The 14052-nt window shown below is 70.3% G+C and carries 11 protein-coding genes; 6 read left to right on the top strand and 5 right to left on the bottom strand.

Annotation, left to right across the window (positions count from 1 at the left end):
* Positions 1-66: 66 nt before the first annotated feature.
* On the bottom strand, positions 67-891 hold the full coding sequence (locus O2L01_RS20745) for a P1 family peptidase (protein ID WP_270123946.1): 825 nt from the start codon (positions 889-891) through the stop codon (positions 67-69).
* A gap of 324 nt (positions 892-1215) precedes the next feature.
* Here O2L01_RS20745 and O2L01_RS20740 point away from each other — a divergent pair, with 324 nt between their 5' ends.
* Positions 1216-1434, top strand: a complete 219-nt coding sequence (locus tag O2L01_RS20740; RefSeq protein WP_270123945.1) for a hypothetical protein — start codon at positions 1216-1218, stop codon at positions 1432-1434.
* Positions 1435-1663: 229 nt separating this feature from the next.
* On the opposite strand, the gene O2L01_RS20735 is transcribed toward O2L01_RS20740, so the two are convergent.
* Positions 1664-3247, bottom strand: a complete 1584-nt coding sequence (locus O2L01_RS20735) for an LPXTG cell wall anchor domain-containing protein (RefSeq protein ID WP_270123944.1) — start codon at positions 3245-3247, stop codon at positions 1664-1666.
* A 204-nt stretch (positions 3248-3451) separates the two neighbouring features.
* On the bottom strand, positions 3452-4726 hold the full coding sequence (locus O2L01_RS20730) for a serine hydroxymethyltransferase (RefSeq protein WP_270123943.1): 1275 nt from the start codon (positions 4724-4726) through the stop codon (positions 3452-3454).
* A 277-nt stretch (positions 4727-5003) separates the two neighbouring features.
* Between O2L01_RS20730 and O2L01_RS20725 the strand changes: the two genes are divergently transcribed.
* Entirely contained in the window at positions 5004-6215 is a 1212-nt protein-coding gene (locus tag O2L01_RS20725) for a hypothetical protein (RefSeq protein ID WP_270123942.1), read from the top strand.
* Between the two features lie 47 nt (positions 6216-6262).
* Here O2L01_RS20725 and O2L01_RS20720 read toward each other — a convergent pair whose 3' ends face one another.
* Positions 6263-7759 (bottom strand): glutamate--cysteine ligase, encoded by a 1497-nt coding sequence (locus tag O2L01_RS20720; RefSeq protein WP_270123941.1) that lies wholly within the window; start codon positions 7757-7759, stop codon positions 6263-6265.
* Positions 7760-8020: 261 nt separating this feature from the next.
* On the opposite strand from O2L01_RS20720, the gene O2L01_RS20715 reads away from it, so the two are divergent.
* Positions 8021-8722: a CDP-alcohol phosphatidyltransferase family protein gene (locus tag O2L01_RS20715; RefSeq protein WP_270123940.1), complete on the top strand. Its 702-nt coding sequence runs from the start codon at positions 8021-8023 to the stop codon at positions 8720-8722.
* On the opposite strand, the gene O2L01_RS20710 is transcribed toward O2L01_RS20715, so the two are convergent.
* A complete protein-coding gene (locus O2L01_RS20710; protein WP_270123939.1) occupies positions 8719-9903 on the bottom strand; it encodes a glycosyltransferase family 4 protein in 1185 nt (394 codons plus the stop codon). The two genes, O2L01_RS20715 and O2L01_RS20710, sit on opposite strands and share 4 nt — an antisense overlap.
* Positions 9904-10226: 323 nt before the next feature.
* Between O2L01_RS20710 and O2L01_RS20705 the strand changes: the two genes are divergently transcribed.
* From O2L01_RS20705 to O2L01_RS20695, 3 genes are all read left to right on the top strand, one after another.
* Positions 10227-11720, top strand: coding sequence for a sugar transferase (locus O2L01_RS20705; protein WP_270123938.1), 1494 nt, complete (start codon positions 10227-10229; stop codon positions 11718-11720).
* 83 nt (positions 11721-11803) lie between these two features.
* Positions 11804-12745, top strand: a complete 942-nt coding sequence (locus O2L01_RS20700) for a UDP-glucuronic acid decarboxylase family protein (RefSeq protein ID WP_270123937.1) — start codon at positions 11804-11806, stop codon at positions 12743-12745.
* Positions 12746-12841: 96 nt separating this feature from the next.
* On the top strand, positions 12842-13981 hold the full coding sequence (locus O2L01_RS20695) for an LCP family protein (protein ID WP_270123936.1): 1140 nt from the start codon (positions 12842-12844) through the stop codon (positions 13979-13981).
* The last annotated feature ends 71 nt before the right edge of the window (positions 13982-14052 follow it).

Below are 14052 nucleotides of genomic sequence, written 5' to 3'. Positions count from 1 at the left end.
GCCGTCAATGTGCAGAGCGTCCGATTTGCGGAGACGCTCCCGGACGCTCCGTTCACTTTCCGTCGTTCAGAGGCCTTCGCCGATCGCTTCCGCGACCGCCTCGACCGCGAGGGCCCGCACCACGTCGACCGACGCTTCGAGCGTCCCCGTGGAGGCCGACACGAAGGCGTCGCCGTCCATCCGCGTGTGCACCGGGCTGATCGCCTTCGCCAGGCCGTCGTGCGCCCCTTGCGCGACCAGCGCGCATTCGACCTTGTCCAGCCGCGCGTTCGTGACCACGACCCCGATCGTCGTGTTCCGCCCGAACGAGCCCGCCGCGAATCCCTCGGGCCGCAGCAGCTCCCGGTCGAGCGGCCCCGGTTCGCCGAACGCGTTCACCGCCGCGAGCGCGCACACCGCCACGGGACCCGCCCACACCGTCGCCGTCCGCAGGCCCGACGGCAGGGTCACGCCCCGCCACTGGCCCACCGTGGCGCCCCGGCCCGCGCCGATCGGCCCGTCCAGGGCCGGCTCGAACGGCGCCATCGCCGCGTCGCACGCCTCATATCCCTGGGCCGCACCGGGAACCGTCCCGGACCCGTCGAGGTCGAACAGCCCGAGGGTGGGCACGATCGGCACCTTCCCGCCCGGGGTCGAGACGCCGCGGTCGTGCTCGGCGAGCCACCGCATCACCCCGTCCGCCGCGGCGAGCCCGAACGCGGAGCCGCCGGTCAGGAGTACCGCGTCGATGCCGGTGTTCGCGCGCAGGGGGTCGAGCAGCTCGAACTCGCGGCTGGCCGGGGCCCCGCCCCGCACCTCGCCCGAAGCGGTCGTGGCCTCATCGAACAGCAGCACCGTGCAACCGGTGTGCTCGCCGGTCCAGTGGCCGACGCGAACTCCCAAGTCCCGCATCCGGACAGCGTACCGTCACACCGCCGCGAACGGCCCCTCGAATTCGATAACCGAACGGTAACTAAGCTCATTGTGGACAGTGTTGCGGGACACCTGTGACCCACGCGAAATCCCTGGATTTACCGGACGCGCGCGCCTTAGCATTAATGACGAAGCCGAGGGAAGCAGGAGCGGGACGGTGAACCCGCAACCGCTCTCAAGCCCCGGCCCGGAGGCGGTCCATCGCGATCGCACCGGATTCCCGCCGTCGACAATGGCGTCATCGACGAGCGGTTCCCCAAGAAAGATCCACAATCCGGCTCACCCTGCCGGGAAGGAATCATCATGTACGAGTTCGTAGGTGCATACCTCGCAGTCGACGCCGCCAACACCGTTGCCACCTCGGCCCTGCCGAACGCCCCGGTCGTTGACGACGGGCGTGCCGACAAGCCTTACGCTTTCGGCGTCACCCGCCCGGAGAAGGTCCGCCTCTCGACCGCCGGCGTCCTGCGCCGCGCGGCCGACCGTGTCGAGGGCCGTGTCCTCGCCGGCCTGGCCCGCTAGGACCGAGGCGAGCGCGCCCACAAGGCGCCGGCCAAGACTGCAAAACTCAACAACCCACTAGAACGCGACGCGCTGCGGCCAGCTCCCAAGGGCCCGGCGCGTTTCGCTCTCCCGGAGGCGGGCCCGACTCGGTGAGGCGGCGCCCGCCTCCGGCGTCCCCGGCACGGGAAAGGCCCCGGCTTCGCAGCCGGGGCCCGTGTGGGTTTCCTTGTGGTTCAAGCAGTCGGGGCTACTCCCCGGCGGCCGCCTTGCGGCGCCGCGAGGTGACGACCATGAGCACCACGCCGGCCACGAGGACCAGCGCCGCGACTCCGATCACCAGGCCGAGCGAGGCACCGGTCTTCGGGAGGTTCCCCGAGCCGGTGCCGTTCACGGTGATGTCGGCCTTGTTGTTCTTCGTGTCGGCGTCCGCGACACCGGGGTAGCCGTCGTTGTCCATCGCGGCGACTTCCAACGTGCCCTTGCCGTTCGCGTTCGCGTCGGTGATCTTCACGGTGAACTTGAAGTCGAACGATTCGTCGGCGCCGAGGCTGTCGAAGATGCACACGTAGTCCGCGTTCTTCAGGTCCGACTGCGGGAACGAGTTCACGACCTGCGCCTCGTCGGGCTCGAAGCAGTACACCGTGTCGTCGTCGCTGTCCAACCGCGCCAGCTCGACGCCCTTCGGCAGGTCGAGGATGAGACCGTACGAGCCGGGCCCGTCGAAGAACAGGGGCGCGTCCGCCGGGCCGAGGTTCTTCACCGGCACGGAGACGGTCACCTGGGTGCCCTTGGCGCCCTTGATGTTCGAGTCCGCGACGGAAAGGTCGAACGGGTTCGCGGTGGTCGTGATGCTGATGTCGCCGTTCCACCGGTCCACGAACTCGGACTCGGGCTCATCGACGACGCGGAAGCCGAACAGGTCGTCCGAGTCCTCGTCCCAGAACACGCCGCCGTACAGGTCCTCGAGCTCGTCGGCGTTGACGGTCCGCACCCAGTAGGAGCAGCTGCACACGTCGACCGGGCCGGGCGCCTGGCCGCTCACCTGGTAGGTGATCGGGTCGGCGAAGCCGAACACGGTGCCCGGCGCGTCCTCGAAGTCGGTGATGACGCAGGTGACGTACTCCTGGTCGTCCTGGATGCAGTTGTCGTAGTCGGCGGTCAGGGCGACCTGCCCGCTCGGGATGTAGTCGGAGGCGGACGCGCTGACCACGACCGCCGCCGCGTCCTCCGCGAGCGGCACCTCCTGGAGCAGGTCGGCGGTGACGCCCACGGCGTCGCCGGGCTTCACGTCCGTGTACTCGAGGTAGCTGTGGAGGTACGGCCAGTCCTCGTCGTTCTCGCCGGGATCGTCGTCGCCTTCGACCTCGACGGTCCCGTGGATCGGGTCGTAGGCCACGTCGTCGACGCTCACGAGCAGCGTCCAGTCGTACTCGTCGGTGGCCATCTCGATGCCGGCCGAGTAGTCGAACGCGAAGTCGATCGACCCGTCGGCGTCCTCGGCGGTGCAGTTGACCCACTGCGGCGGGACGGCCTCCATGAGGCAGGCGCCGTCGTCGGTCTCGCCTCCGGCGAGCAGCCATCCGTTGCCGTAGACGCTGAGCTGGGCGAACACCTCGTGCTCGCCGGGTTCGAAATCGTCGCCGAACTCGAGGTGGATCGAACCGGTGGCGGGGTCCGCCCCGGCGTAGACGGGCTCGTCGAACACGACGTCCACAGTCGGCAGGGCGGGTTGGGCGGCGGCCGGGAGTGCGAAGACGCCGACGCCGAGGGCCGCCGTGCCGAGCACGGCGAGCGCACGCCTTCCGGCGCGCAGGGGGTGCGAGAGTCGCATGGTGATGTCCTTTGAGGAGTGACCGTGGCGCTGTGGTCAGGGGCGTCGCCGGTCGGGCGGGTGTTGATATTGACAAGACGCACCTGCCCGATCACTGGTTGCAATCGTTTCTGAGAAATTTCCGGAAGTGCTTGGGAGCACAGCGAACAGGGCGCCCGACCGTGACGGTCGAGCGCCCTGAGGCAGAAGTGTCGTAAGTAGACCCTAGGCCTTCCAACCCGGGATCGGGAAGGCCTTCGTGTGCTCCCGGATCTCACCGGCGATCACGTCGAGCTCGTTGTCCTTGCCGTCCTTGGCGGCGGCCACGGCCCGGTCGATCCAGCCCGCGATCAGGTCCATGTCGCCCTCGGTCATCCCGCGGGTCGTCACCGAGGCGGTGCCGATGCGCAGGCCCGACGGGTCGAACGGCTTGCGCTGGTCGAACGGCACCGAGTTGAAGTTCAGCTCGATGCCGGCCGCGTCCAGGGCCTTCGCCGCGGGCTTGCCCGGGATGTCCTTGCTGGTCAGGTCCACCAGGATCAGGTGGTTGTCCGTGCCGCCCGAGACCAGGTCGAAGCCGCGCGCGGTCAGGCCGGCCGCCAGCGCCTTCGCGTTCTTCACGATCTGCGCCGCGTACTCCTTGAAGGAGTCCTTCGCGGCCTCCTTCAGCGCCACCGCGATCGCCGCCGTGGTGTGGTTGTGCGGGCCGCCCTGGAGGCCCGGGAAGACCGCCTTGTCGATGGCCTTCGCGTGCTCCTCCTTGGTGAGGATCATCGCGCCGCGCGGGCCGCGCAGGGTCTTGTGCGTGGTCGTGGTGACGACGTCCGCGAGCCCGACCGGGGTCGGGTGCGCCCCGCCGGCCACGAGGCCCGCGATGTGCGCGATGTCCGCCATGAGCACGGCGCCGACCTCGTCCGCGATGGCCTTGAAGCCCGCGAAGTCGACGGTGCGGGGGATCGCCGTGCCGCCGCAGATGATCATCTTCGGGCGCTCGCGGCGCGCGATCTCGGCGACCTCGTCGAGGTCGATGCGGCCGGTGTCGCGGCGGACCCCGTACTGCGCGGCGTCGAACCACTTGCCCGTGGCCGAGACCTTCGCCCCGTGGGTCAGGTGCCCGCCCGCGGGCAGGCCCATGCCGAGGACCTTGTCGCCCGGGTTGAGGAACGCCATGTAGACGGCCAGGTTCGCGGGCGAGCCGGAGTACGGCTGGACGTTCGCGTGGTCGGCCCCGAACAGGGACTTCGCCCGGTCGATCGCCAGCTGCTCGACGACGTCGATGAACTGCTGGCCCTCGTAGTAGCGCTTCCCGGCGTACCCCTCGGAGTACTTGTTGGTCAGGATCGACCCCGTCGCCTCCATGACCGCCTGGGACACGTAGTTCTCGGACGCGATGAGTCGGATCTTCTCGGACTCGCGGCGACCCTCGTCCTCGATGGCCTTCTCGATCTCGGGGTCGACGGCCGCGAGCGACGCGGTGAGTGCCTCGTAGGCGTCGGACATGACAATGCTCCTCGCTGATCGGCATGATCTCGCACGGCGACCGGGCAGGTGGCCTTGATGCCCCGAGCATAGCCGGGCCTGCTGAGCTGGGCACCCCGCGTTTCCTCACCTGTGAGACGGCCCGGCCGCGCCCGCGCCGCGCGCGGCCCCCGACCGGCCGGCGCACCGGGCGCCCGCGCCGCCGCCGCCGCGGAACGCCCGCTCGCGGGCCACCCCGCCCACCTCACTCGATCGGCCGTCCGAGACTCCATTGCGTACACGCAGTACGGTGCGACGTATGTCACCTAGATACGCCGCGAAGACCGTCGGCGCCGGGTTCGCGGTCGCGGCGCTGGCCGCGCTCGCGCAGCTCGGGCTGGCCTACGGCTTCGGACTCCTCTCCTGGGCTGACGCCGCCCCCGGCGCCGCCGACCCCGTGCTCGACTACCGCTCGAACGCCAACCTCGCGTGGGTGGCCTGGTTCTCGGCCGCCTCGTGCGTGGTCGGCGGCCTCGCCTCCGGCGCGATCGGCTCCCGGGCCTCCGCGCGCCTCGGCCCCGCGATCCGCGTGACCGCCGTGTTCGCGAGCGCCGTCGGCGCCTTCGCGGTCGGCCCGCTCGTGTCGCTCTCGGCCGAGCAGGGCGCGGTGTTCCAGAGCTTCCCGATCGACCCGCTCATCGCGGCCGGGCTCGGTGCGGCCGTCGGGTTCGCGCTCGCGCTCATCGGCCTGAGCTCCCGTTCCGTCGCGGTCAACGTCGGGGCCTCGGTGTTCCTGGTGTGGCTGCTCGCGGTCCTCGCCGTGTTCGTGGAGATCGGCGACCGGGTCTCGCCCGTGAACGAGCTCGCGGTGTGGGGTTCGTGGGCCGGACCGGACTCGTTCCTCGGCACGCGCGGCTTCGCGATCTCCGTCCCGTTCGTGATCGGCTCGGCCCTCATCGGCGTGGTCGTCGCGATCCTGGCCCGCCGCGGCCCGATCTCCAGCTCCGGCTACCGCATCGCCGCGGCCTCGGGCATCGCCGGGCCGCTCATCGTCACCGTCGCGCACCTCTACGCCGGGCCCTCGCCCGTCGACAGCGCCGACTCGATGTCGGTCATCCTCGTCGGCCCGTACGCCGCGATCGCCGGGCTCCTCGGTTCGCTCATCGTCTGCGCGCTGCCCAAGTCGGGCGGCCAGATCGACGACGCCCCGCAGGCGGCGCCCCGCGAGGACCGCACCGGCGCCGCCGAGAACGGCCTCGTCGAGACCGCCCCCGGCTGGACCGTCCCCGAACCGGCCTCGGCCTACGACGACACCCGCGCCGGGGACACCAAGGATCTCCCCGCCAAGGACGTCCCGGCCAAGGACGACCCCGAACTCGACTGGGTCCAGGAGCTCAAGCCCGTCGAAGCCGGCACCGCCCTCACCGCCGAGCCCGAGGCCGAACCGGAGACGAAGAAGCCGGCCCGCCGCGCCAAGAAGACCGCGCGCACCCGCCGCAAGCTCAACGCAGAAGAAGAGTCTGCGTCCTAGGGCCCCAAGCGAAACGGCCGGGCCCGCAGGCCCGGCCGTTCACCGCCTCACACTTCCCAGTCGTGCACCGGCCTGCCGTCGGCGGACCGGGCCGCGTAGTCGAGCACCATGGCCCGCAGCGCGTCCCGCCGTTCCAGCCGCTGCCGGTGCTCGGCCACCTGGACCCGCGCGACCTGCCAGCTCGCGCCGTTCACGCCCCGGCGGCAGCGCGACTCGATGATCCCGAGGAACCGCCCGATGTCGCGGCTGACCACGCCCATCTCGGCCAGCCCCTCGGCCGCCGCCGGCAGCAGGTCCTCCAGCACGAGCTTCCGCGCCGGGACGAGGCCCCGGCCCGGCCACCACTGGTCGGCCTGGATGCCGTGCCGCGCCGCTGAGCGGAAGTTCGACGCCGCCTGGGCGAAGTCCATCCGCTCGCTCAACGGGACCGGCGCGTTCGCGAAGTGCACCACCAGGCCGTAGAACAGCGCCATGTTCGCGCAGATGTCCACGGCCGTCGGCCCCGCCGCGACCACCCGGTTCTCCACCCGCACGTGCGGGCGGCCCGAGGCGACGTCGTAGACCGGGCGGTTCCACCGGTACACCGTCCCGTTGTGGTACCGCAGCTCTCGAAGCGACGGGACCCCGCCGGCCGCGGTCACCGCGAGCGGGTCCTCCTCGTCGCACAGCGGTAAAAGCGGCGCGAAGTGCTTGTAGTTCTCATCGAACAGGTCGAGCACGCCGTCGATCCACCGCTCCCCGAACCAGGCCCGGGGCCGCGCGCCCGCTTCGCGCTGGTTCGCGCGGCGCGTGTCCGTGCCCTGCTCGAACAGGATCACCCGCGTCTCGGCCCAGAGCTGCCGCCCGAACAGGTACGGCGAGTTCGCGCCCATCGCCACCTGCACGCCCGCGATCGCCTGCGCCGCGTTCCAGTACCGCGCGAAGTCCTCAGGGGACACCTGCAGGTGGAACTGCACGGACGTGTTCGCCGCCTCCGGCGCGATCGACGAGGACGTGAAGTCCACCGACTCCGCCCCGCGGATGTCGATCCGCAGGTCCTCTCCGCGCTGGGACATGATCTCGTCGTTGAGGATCCGGTACCGCCGCGTCCGCGACAGCGCCTCGACGCTCATGTGGTCGGTGAACAGCGTCGGCATCGTCCCGATAGGACACACTTTCACTCCGGCCTTGTCGCCGGCCTCCCGCACCTCCGACAGCACCGCCGCCAGATCGCCCTCGTACCAGGAGATCCCGGCCCCGTCGAGGAGCCGCGGCGGCAGGTTCAACTCGATGTTGAACGCGCCCAGCTCATGCTGGGCGCCGTAGAGTGCGTCCTCCTCGCCCGAGGTGTGCAGGTGCTCGAGCACCGCGTCGTTCGCGAACGCCGGATCCCCTGTCGGCTCGACGAGGTCGAGTTCGAGTTCGAGACCCGTCATGGGCCGGTCCCGATCGAGCCGCCGGTCGGCCAGGAGCTGCGCGAGGGCCGTCCGTCCCGCCTGGAGTCTCGCCGTGTACGCGGGATGATCCCAGTGCCGCAAGGCAGGACCGGTCACCTCGTCCCCCATATTTTCCTCCCCAGGAATGAAAGGTCCATCAACCTTAAGACTTTCGGTCATGTGCTGGCTACCAAGGGAGAAGCACTTTCGTCCCAAATGGTGTGGATCGCGCTCATATTAGGGACCGGCGATGTGTCGTAGTGTCGGCATCTTGACACAACAGGGTTTCGGAAGTTCACTATCTGTATCAGAGCAGCTCACGGGCGGCGTTGCGCTCGACACGTTCCGCTGCCGGATCGGGACGTTCCGTGTGCGCTATAGGATGCCCGCGTGACCGCACAGCGCCCGTCCCCACGGCCATCCGACTTCCTCGCCGCCAACCGCGGCGGGGGACTCGCCACCCTCCTCGACCAGCGCGGCGCGGCCTACTTCGCTTACGCCGCATGGCGAACGGGACTCAAGCCCACGCACCTCTCCCTCGTGAACCTGGTCCTCGGCGTGGGCGTGAGCGCCGGCGTCATCGCCTACATCCCGGCCGCCCGGGACGGCGCGCCGTGGTGGCCCGTGGCCCTCGCCGCGCTCGTGCTCTGGCAGGTCGCCTACATGCTCGACTGCGCGGACGGCCAGCTCGCCCGCGTCACCGGCACCGGCTCCGAGGCGGGCGCGCGCGTGGACATCCTGTGCGACATCGCGATCCAGGCCTCGGTCGTCGCGGTGGTCGTGGCGGTCGCCGACGCCTACACCCCGGAGCTCCCGGCCTGGTGCGGCGCGGCCTTCGCCGCCCTGTGGATGACCAACCTCGTCACGGCCGTGATGGCCAAAGAGGACGACGGCGTCTCGATGGTCAAGAGCACCAGCATCGTCGTGCGCCTGGTCAAGCTCGTCCGCGACTACGGCGCGATCATCGTCGTGATCGCGCTCGCCTTGATCTGGCCCGGGCTCATGTGGGTCGTCCTGGTCGGCTTCGGCGCCGTGAACGCCCTCTTCCTCCTCGCGAGCATCGCGAGCAACGCCCGCGCGACCCTCCGCTAGGCCTTGATGAGTTCCTCGTAGATCTCGATCTGACGGCGCAACGTGACCTCGGGGGCGAACACCGTCTCGTAGCGGTGCCTCGCGTTGGCGGCGTACGACGGGTCCTTCGCCACCGCTTCGAGCCCGCGCGCGAGCGCATCGGCGGCCGGCTCGACCGCCACGCCCGCCGGGGCGTCGGTGTCGGCTCCGGCGATGAACGGGGCGCCGCCCATGCGCGTCGCCACGACCGCGCGCCCGGCCGCGAGCGCTTCGATGCCGGTGGTCGGCAGGATGTCCCGCCAGATCGAGGGCACCACGACCGCGGCCGAGGCCGCCAGTGCCTCGTCGCGTTCGGCGGGTTCGAGCTGGCCGAGGTACTCGATGTCGTCGCGTTCCGCGGCCGCCCGCTCCACGAGGGACCGCAGCGGCCCGTCGCCGGCGATCCGCAGCACCTGGCCCGGGAGGTCGGTCCGCTTCCAGGCGTCGAGCAGGAGCGCGACGCCCTTCTCCGGCACGAGCCGCGCCCCGAACAGGAAGCCCGAGCCGAGCGGGACCGCGCCCGACTGCGCCTCTTTGCCCGCAAGCGGGTCAGCGACGCCGTTCGGCTTCACCCGGATCTGCTCGTCGCGGATCCCGATGCTCCGCAGGTACGCGGCCATCGCGTCCGTGAGCGCGATGAAGCGGTCCACGCCGCGCCACGTGCCCTGGTGCACACCGAGGGCGACGGCCATCACGGCGCTCTGCGGGCGCGAGCCCCGGTAGCAGGCGTGCAGCACGCCCGGCCCGTTCCAGCGCTTGCCGTGGCAGTCGTGGCAGTCGTGGCCGTCCCTGAAGTAGAGCCCGTTCACGCAGTCGTGCCGGTAGTTGTGAATGGTCTGCACCACTTTGACCCCGTGCTTATGGGCGGTGCCGACCACCGAAGGGGACAGCAGCGGGTACGGGTTGTGCAGGTGCAGCAGGTCGGGCCGCTCGCGCTCGAGCAGGGCCGCGAGCTCGCGCTGCGTTCCGGCGGCGTGGATCGGCGACGCGGCGAGGGCCGCTTTCTTATGCGCGGGAAGCGAAGCGATCTCGTCCGATGAGCGCAGGAACGGCACGACCTCGACGCCGGCCTCGCGCAGCGCCCCGATCTCGAAGTCCACGATCGTGTTCTCGCCCGACGGCTGCGCCGAGGAGTACCTGTTGTGGGCGATGACGATCTTCACGGACGGCTGCCTTTCTTGTCTTTCTGAGTGCAGTAGAGGTGCTGCAGAGGCCCTGCCTCACGGTCGGGGGTGGCGCGGACGGCTTTCAGCTCGGCCGAACATACCGCAGCGGTCGAATAGGTGTAGGTTGTCGGGTACCGTGTCAGCGGGCCGCCCGGCCGAGAACGCGCAGTCGACGACGCAGCGCCGATCTCCACCCGCGGACACTCACCTCCACCGTAAGCTGACGACCGCAGGGATGTGCAGTGGCTACGAGCCTGGAACGCCCAGCAAAGGATCTCCCCGGAAGTGGGGGTGCTCCGTACGGACGGACGGGGACGCCGGTGGCCAGAACTCGCGAAACCGGTGACCCGCAGCTCGTCACCAACGGGGTCACCCGCTCCACCTGGCGCCGCCTCGTCCGCGCCTCGAACTGGCACCGCTACTACCAGTCCGCCCTCGTGGGCGCCGACCTGCTCGCCGTCCTGCTCGCCACCGTCATCACGGTGAACCTCACGGCGTCGCCCAGCGCCGGCTTCGACACGGACAACCAGCTCCACTTCTTCTACCTGACGGTGTGGCTGCTGCTGCCCCTCGCGTGGCTGCTCGCCCTCTGGGGCACCGGCTCCTACGACCGCCGCTACTTCGGCATGGGCAACGAGGAGTTCAAGCGGGTCATCCGCGCCTCCATGTTCATGCTGGCCCTCGTCTCCTTCGCCGCGCTCACCTTCAAAGCGGACGTCTCGCGTGTCGCCGTCGCGGTGATCCTGCTGGTCGCGGCCGTGCTCGTCTCGGCGTTCCGCTACGGCGCCCGCTACGGCCTGCACCGGATGCGCGCCTCCGGGCGCGGCGTGCAGCGCGTGCTGCTCATCGGCTCCTACCCCGAGGCGCTCGAGGTCTACCGGACGGTGCGCCGCGCCTCCGCGGCCGGCCTCGTCCCCGTGGGCATATACGTGACCGAGGGCGCGTCCTCGGTCCGCAATCTCGACACCCCGGTCCCGGTCTTCGCCGGGACCGACGTCGTCACCTGCGCCGAACAGCTCGAGGCGGACACGCTCGCCGTGTGCGGCTCGGCCTCGGCCGACGCCTCCGACCTGCGCCGCCTCGCGTGGCAGCTCGAGGGCACCGGCCGCGACCTGGTGGTGGCCCCGCAGCTCACGGACATCGCGGGCCCGCGCGTGCACATCCGCCCCGTCGAGGGCCTGCCGCTGCTCCACGTGGAGGAGCCGAAGATCTCCGGCATCGGCTGGCTGATCAAGAACGTCCTCGACATCTCCTCCTCGGTGCTCGGCCTCGTGCTGCTCTCGCCGCTGTTCCTCGGCGTCGCGATCGCGATCAAGGCGGACAGCCCCGGGCCGGTGTTCTTCCGCCAGAACCGGGTCGGGCGCGACGGCGAGACCTTCAGCTGCTGGAAGTTCCGCACCATGTACATCGACGCGGAGGAGCGCCAGGCCGCGCTCATGATGCACAACGAGACCGACGGCCTGCTGTTCAAGATGAAGGACGACCCGCGCATCACCAACGTCGGGAAGTGGCTGCGCCGCACCTCCATCGACGAGTTCCCGCAGCTCATCAACGTGGTCCGCGGTGAGATGAGTCTCGTCGGGCCCCGGCCGCTCCCGGCCGAGAACGGCGACTTCCTGGGCGACGTGCGCCGCCGCCTCCTCGTGCGCCCCGGCATCACCGGCCTCTGGCAGGTCTCGGGCCGCTCGGACCTGTCGTGGGACGACGCGGTCCGCCTCGACCTCTACTACGTCGACAACTGGTCGCTCACGACCGACCTTCAGATCCTGTTCCGCACGGTCGCTGTAGTGTTGCGCCGAAAGGGCGCGTACTGACCGGGCACAGCGGCGTGCGTTGAGGCGGTACACGGCTTGCGCCCAGGTGAACGCGAGACCAACCCTGATAATCTTGGATCTTGATGACTACTTACGGAACAGGCAGCCGCATCCTCGTCACGGGCGGCGCGGGACTGGTGGGCAGCCACCTGGTCGACGCGCTCCTGGCGAAGGGCTGCGACGTGACCGCCGTCGACAACTTCGTGACCGGGTCGCGCGAGAACCTGGCCGCCCACCCCCGCCTCACGGTGGTCGAGGCCGACGTCACCGAGGGCCTGCCCGTCGGGGACGAGCCCTTCGACGCCGTCCTGCACTTCGCGTGCCCGGCCAGCCCGGTCGACTTCGAGACGATCCCGCTGGAGATCCTGCGCGTCGACTCGATCGGCACGTTCCACGCGCTCGACCGCGCCCTCGCGGACGGGGCCCGCTTCCTCATGGCCTCGACCTCCGAGGTGTACGGCGACCCGCTCGTGCACCCGCAGCCGGAGTCCTACTGGGGCAACGTGAACCCGATCGGGATCCGCTCCTGCTACGACGAGGCGAAGCGCTTCAGCGAGGCCGCCGTCGCGGCCTACCACCGCCACAAGGGCCTCGACGCGGCGATCGTGCGGATCTTCAACACGTACGGCCCGCGCATGCGCCCCGACGACGGCCGTGTCATCCCGAACTTCATCTCGCAGGCCCTCGCGGGCGAGCCGCTGACCATCCACGGCGACGGCTCCCAGACCCGCTCGCTCTGCTACGTCGACGACCTGGTGCGCGGCCTGGTGATGCTCCTCGAGTCGGACGCGTACGGCCCGGTGAACCTCGGCACCGAGTTCGAGCTCACGGTCCGCGAGATGGCCGAGATCATCCTGCGCCTCACCGGCTCGTCCTCGACGATCGAGTACACCGACCGTCCCGCGGACGACCCCGAGCGCCGCCGCCCCGACCTCACCGCGGCCCGCGAGCTGCTCGGCTACGAGCCGCAGGTCCACTACGAGTCGGGTCTCAAGACGACCATCGATTACTTCGCAACGCGTTAGCGGGTGTCCGGATTCACCGACGCCTTCGAGATTTCTCAGGAACGACCGGGGCTTCCGTGCCCAAGGTCCCTGGCGGCCACCACGTAAGCTGGGGCCATGACGCAATATGGCTCCAATTACCGCGGCAGCGCCTCGGTGCCGCCCGGAGGCGGCAGCGGCGGCGGAGCCCGGGTCGCCCAGGCGGCGGCCGGCGGCCCGACCCGCCGGGGCCTCATCGGCTCCGGGATCGGCCTGGTGGCCTCGATCGCGGCGGCCGGCGGCGGTTTCGCCGTCTGGTCCACCGCGAACAGCACCAACGCCGACCTCGACCGCGCGTTCGACCTCGACGCCATCCCCGAGGAGGACCGCCCCGAGCGCCTCAACGAGGCGATGAACCTCCTCGTGATCGGCTCCGACCACCGTGAGGGCAACGACGAGTCCGACGCGCGCTCGGACACCACGATCCTCATGCACGTCAACGAGGACGGCAACGCCGCCTACGGCATCTCGATCCCGCGCGACCTCTACGTGTACATCCCCGAGGACCCCGACGCGACGGTCTCGGACACCACGGACAAGTTCAACGCGGCCTACGCGTGGGGCGGCGTGAACCTCACCGTGCGCACCGTCGAGAACCTCACGGGCGTGCGCATCGACCACATCATCGAGATCGACTTCAACGGCCTCATCGCGGTCGTCGACGCCCTCGGCGGCGTCACGATGGACGTCCAGGCCGCCGACGCCGACGGGTACGTCACCGACGAGCCCGGCATCGAGTCGATCCACGGCGACCACCGGTTCTTCCCGGCGGGCCCGAACAAGCTGTACGGCGAAGAGGCCCTGGACTACGTGCGCCAGCGCTACCAGTACAACGAGGGCGACTTCGCGCGCATGCGCCACCAGCAGGAGCTCATCAAGGCCATCATGGACTCCGCGCTGAGCGCGGGCGTGCTGACGGACGAGGACAAGCTCACCTCCTTCATCTCGTCCACTTCGGACGCGGTCAAGGTGGACACCGAGTTCAACGCCATCACCACCGCCATCAACCTGATGGACATGCGCAGCGACGACCTGGTCTTCATGACCACCCCGAACCTGGGCACCGGCGAGCAGGGCGGCCAGTCGGTCGTCATCTACGCGGACGACCCGCAGGAACCCGAGTCGAGCAACCCCGAGGCCGTGAGCCTCTGGGAGGCCGTGCGGGACGACAAGGTCGAAGAGTGGATCGCCGCCAACCCCGACGACGAAGAGAAGTAGCACAGCCGATCGAAGGGCCCGGGCGCTTGCGCTCGGGCCCTTCGGCGTTCGTCTGCGGGCGAGCGGCCGCA

Source organism: Glycomyces lechevalierae (genome assembly GCF_027622945.1).
GTDB lineage: Bacteria > Actinomycetota > Actinomycetes > Mycobacteriales > Micromonosporaceae > Glycomyces > Glycomyces rutgersensis.
This window is presented reverse-complemented; position numbering and strand designations above follow the sequence as displayed.

Coding starts and splice junctions, on each gene's coding strand:
- O2L01_RS20735 (WP_270123944.1), bottom strand. CDS start 3,247: ATGCGACTCTCGCACCCCCTGCGCGCCGGAAGGCGTGCGCTCGCCGTG.
- O2L01_RS20740 (WP_270123945.1), top strand. CDS start 1,216: ATGTACGAGTTCGTAGGTGCATACCTCGCAGTCGACGCCGCCAACACC.
- O2L01_RS20700 (WP_270123937.1), top strand. CDS start 11,804: ATGACTACTTACGGAACAGGCAGCCGCATCCTCGTCACGGGCGGCGCG.
- O2L01_RS20745 (WP_270123946.1), bottom strand. CDS start 891: ATGCGGGACTTGGGAGTTCGCGTCGGCCACTGGACCGGCGAGCACACC.
- O2L01_RS20695 (WP_270123936.1), top strand. CDS start 12,842: ATGACGCAATATGGCTCCAATTACCGCGGCAGCGCCTCGGTGCCGCCC.
- O2L01_RS20730 (WP_270123943.1), bottom strand. CDS start 4,726: ATGTCCGACGCCTACGAGGCACTCACCGCGTCGCTCGCGGCCGTCGAC.
- O2L01_RS20725 (WP_270123942.1), top strand. CDS start 5,004: ATGTCACCTAGATACGCCGCGAAGACCGTCGGCGCCGGGTTCGCGGTC.
- O2L01_RS20720 (WP_270123941.1), bottom strand. CDS start 7,759: ATGGGGGACGAGGTGACCGGTCCTGCCTTGCGGCACTGGGATCATCCC.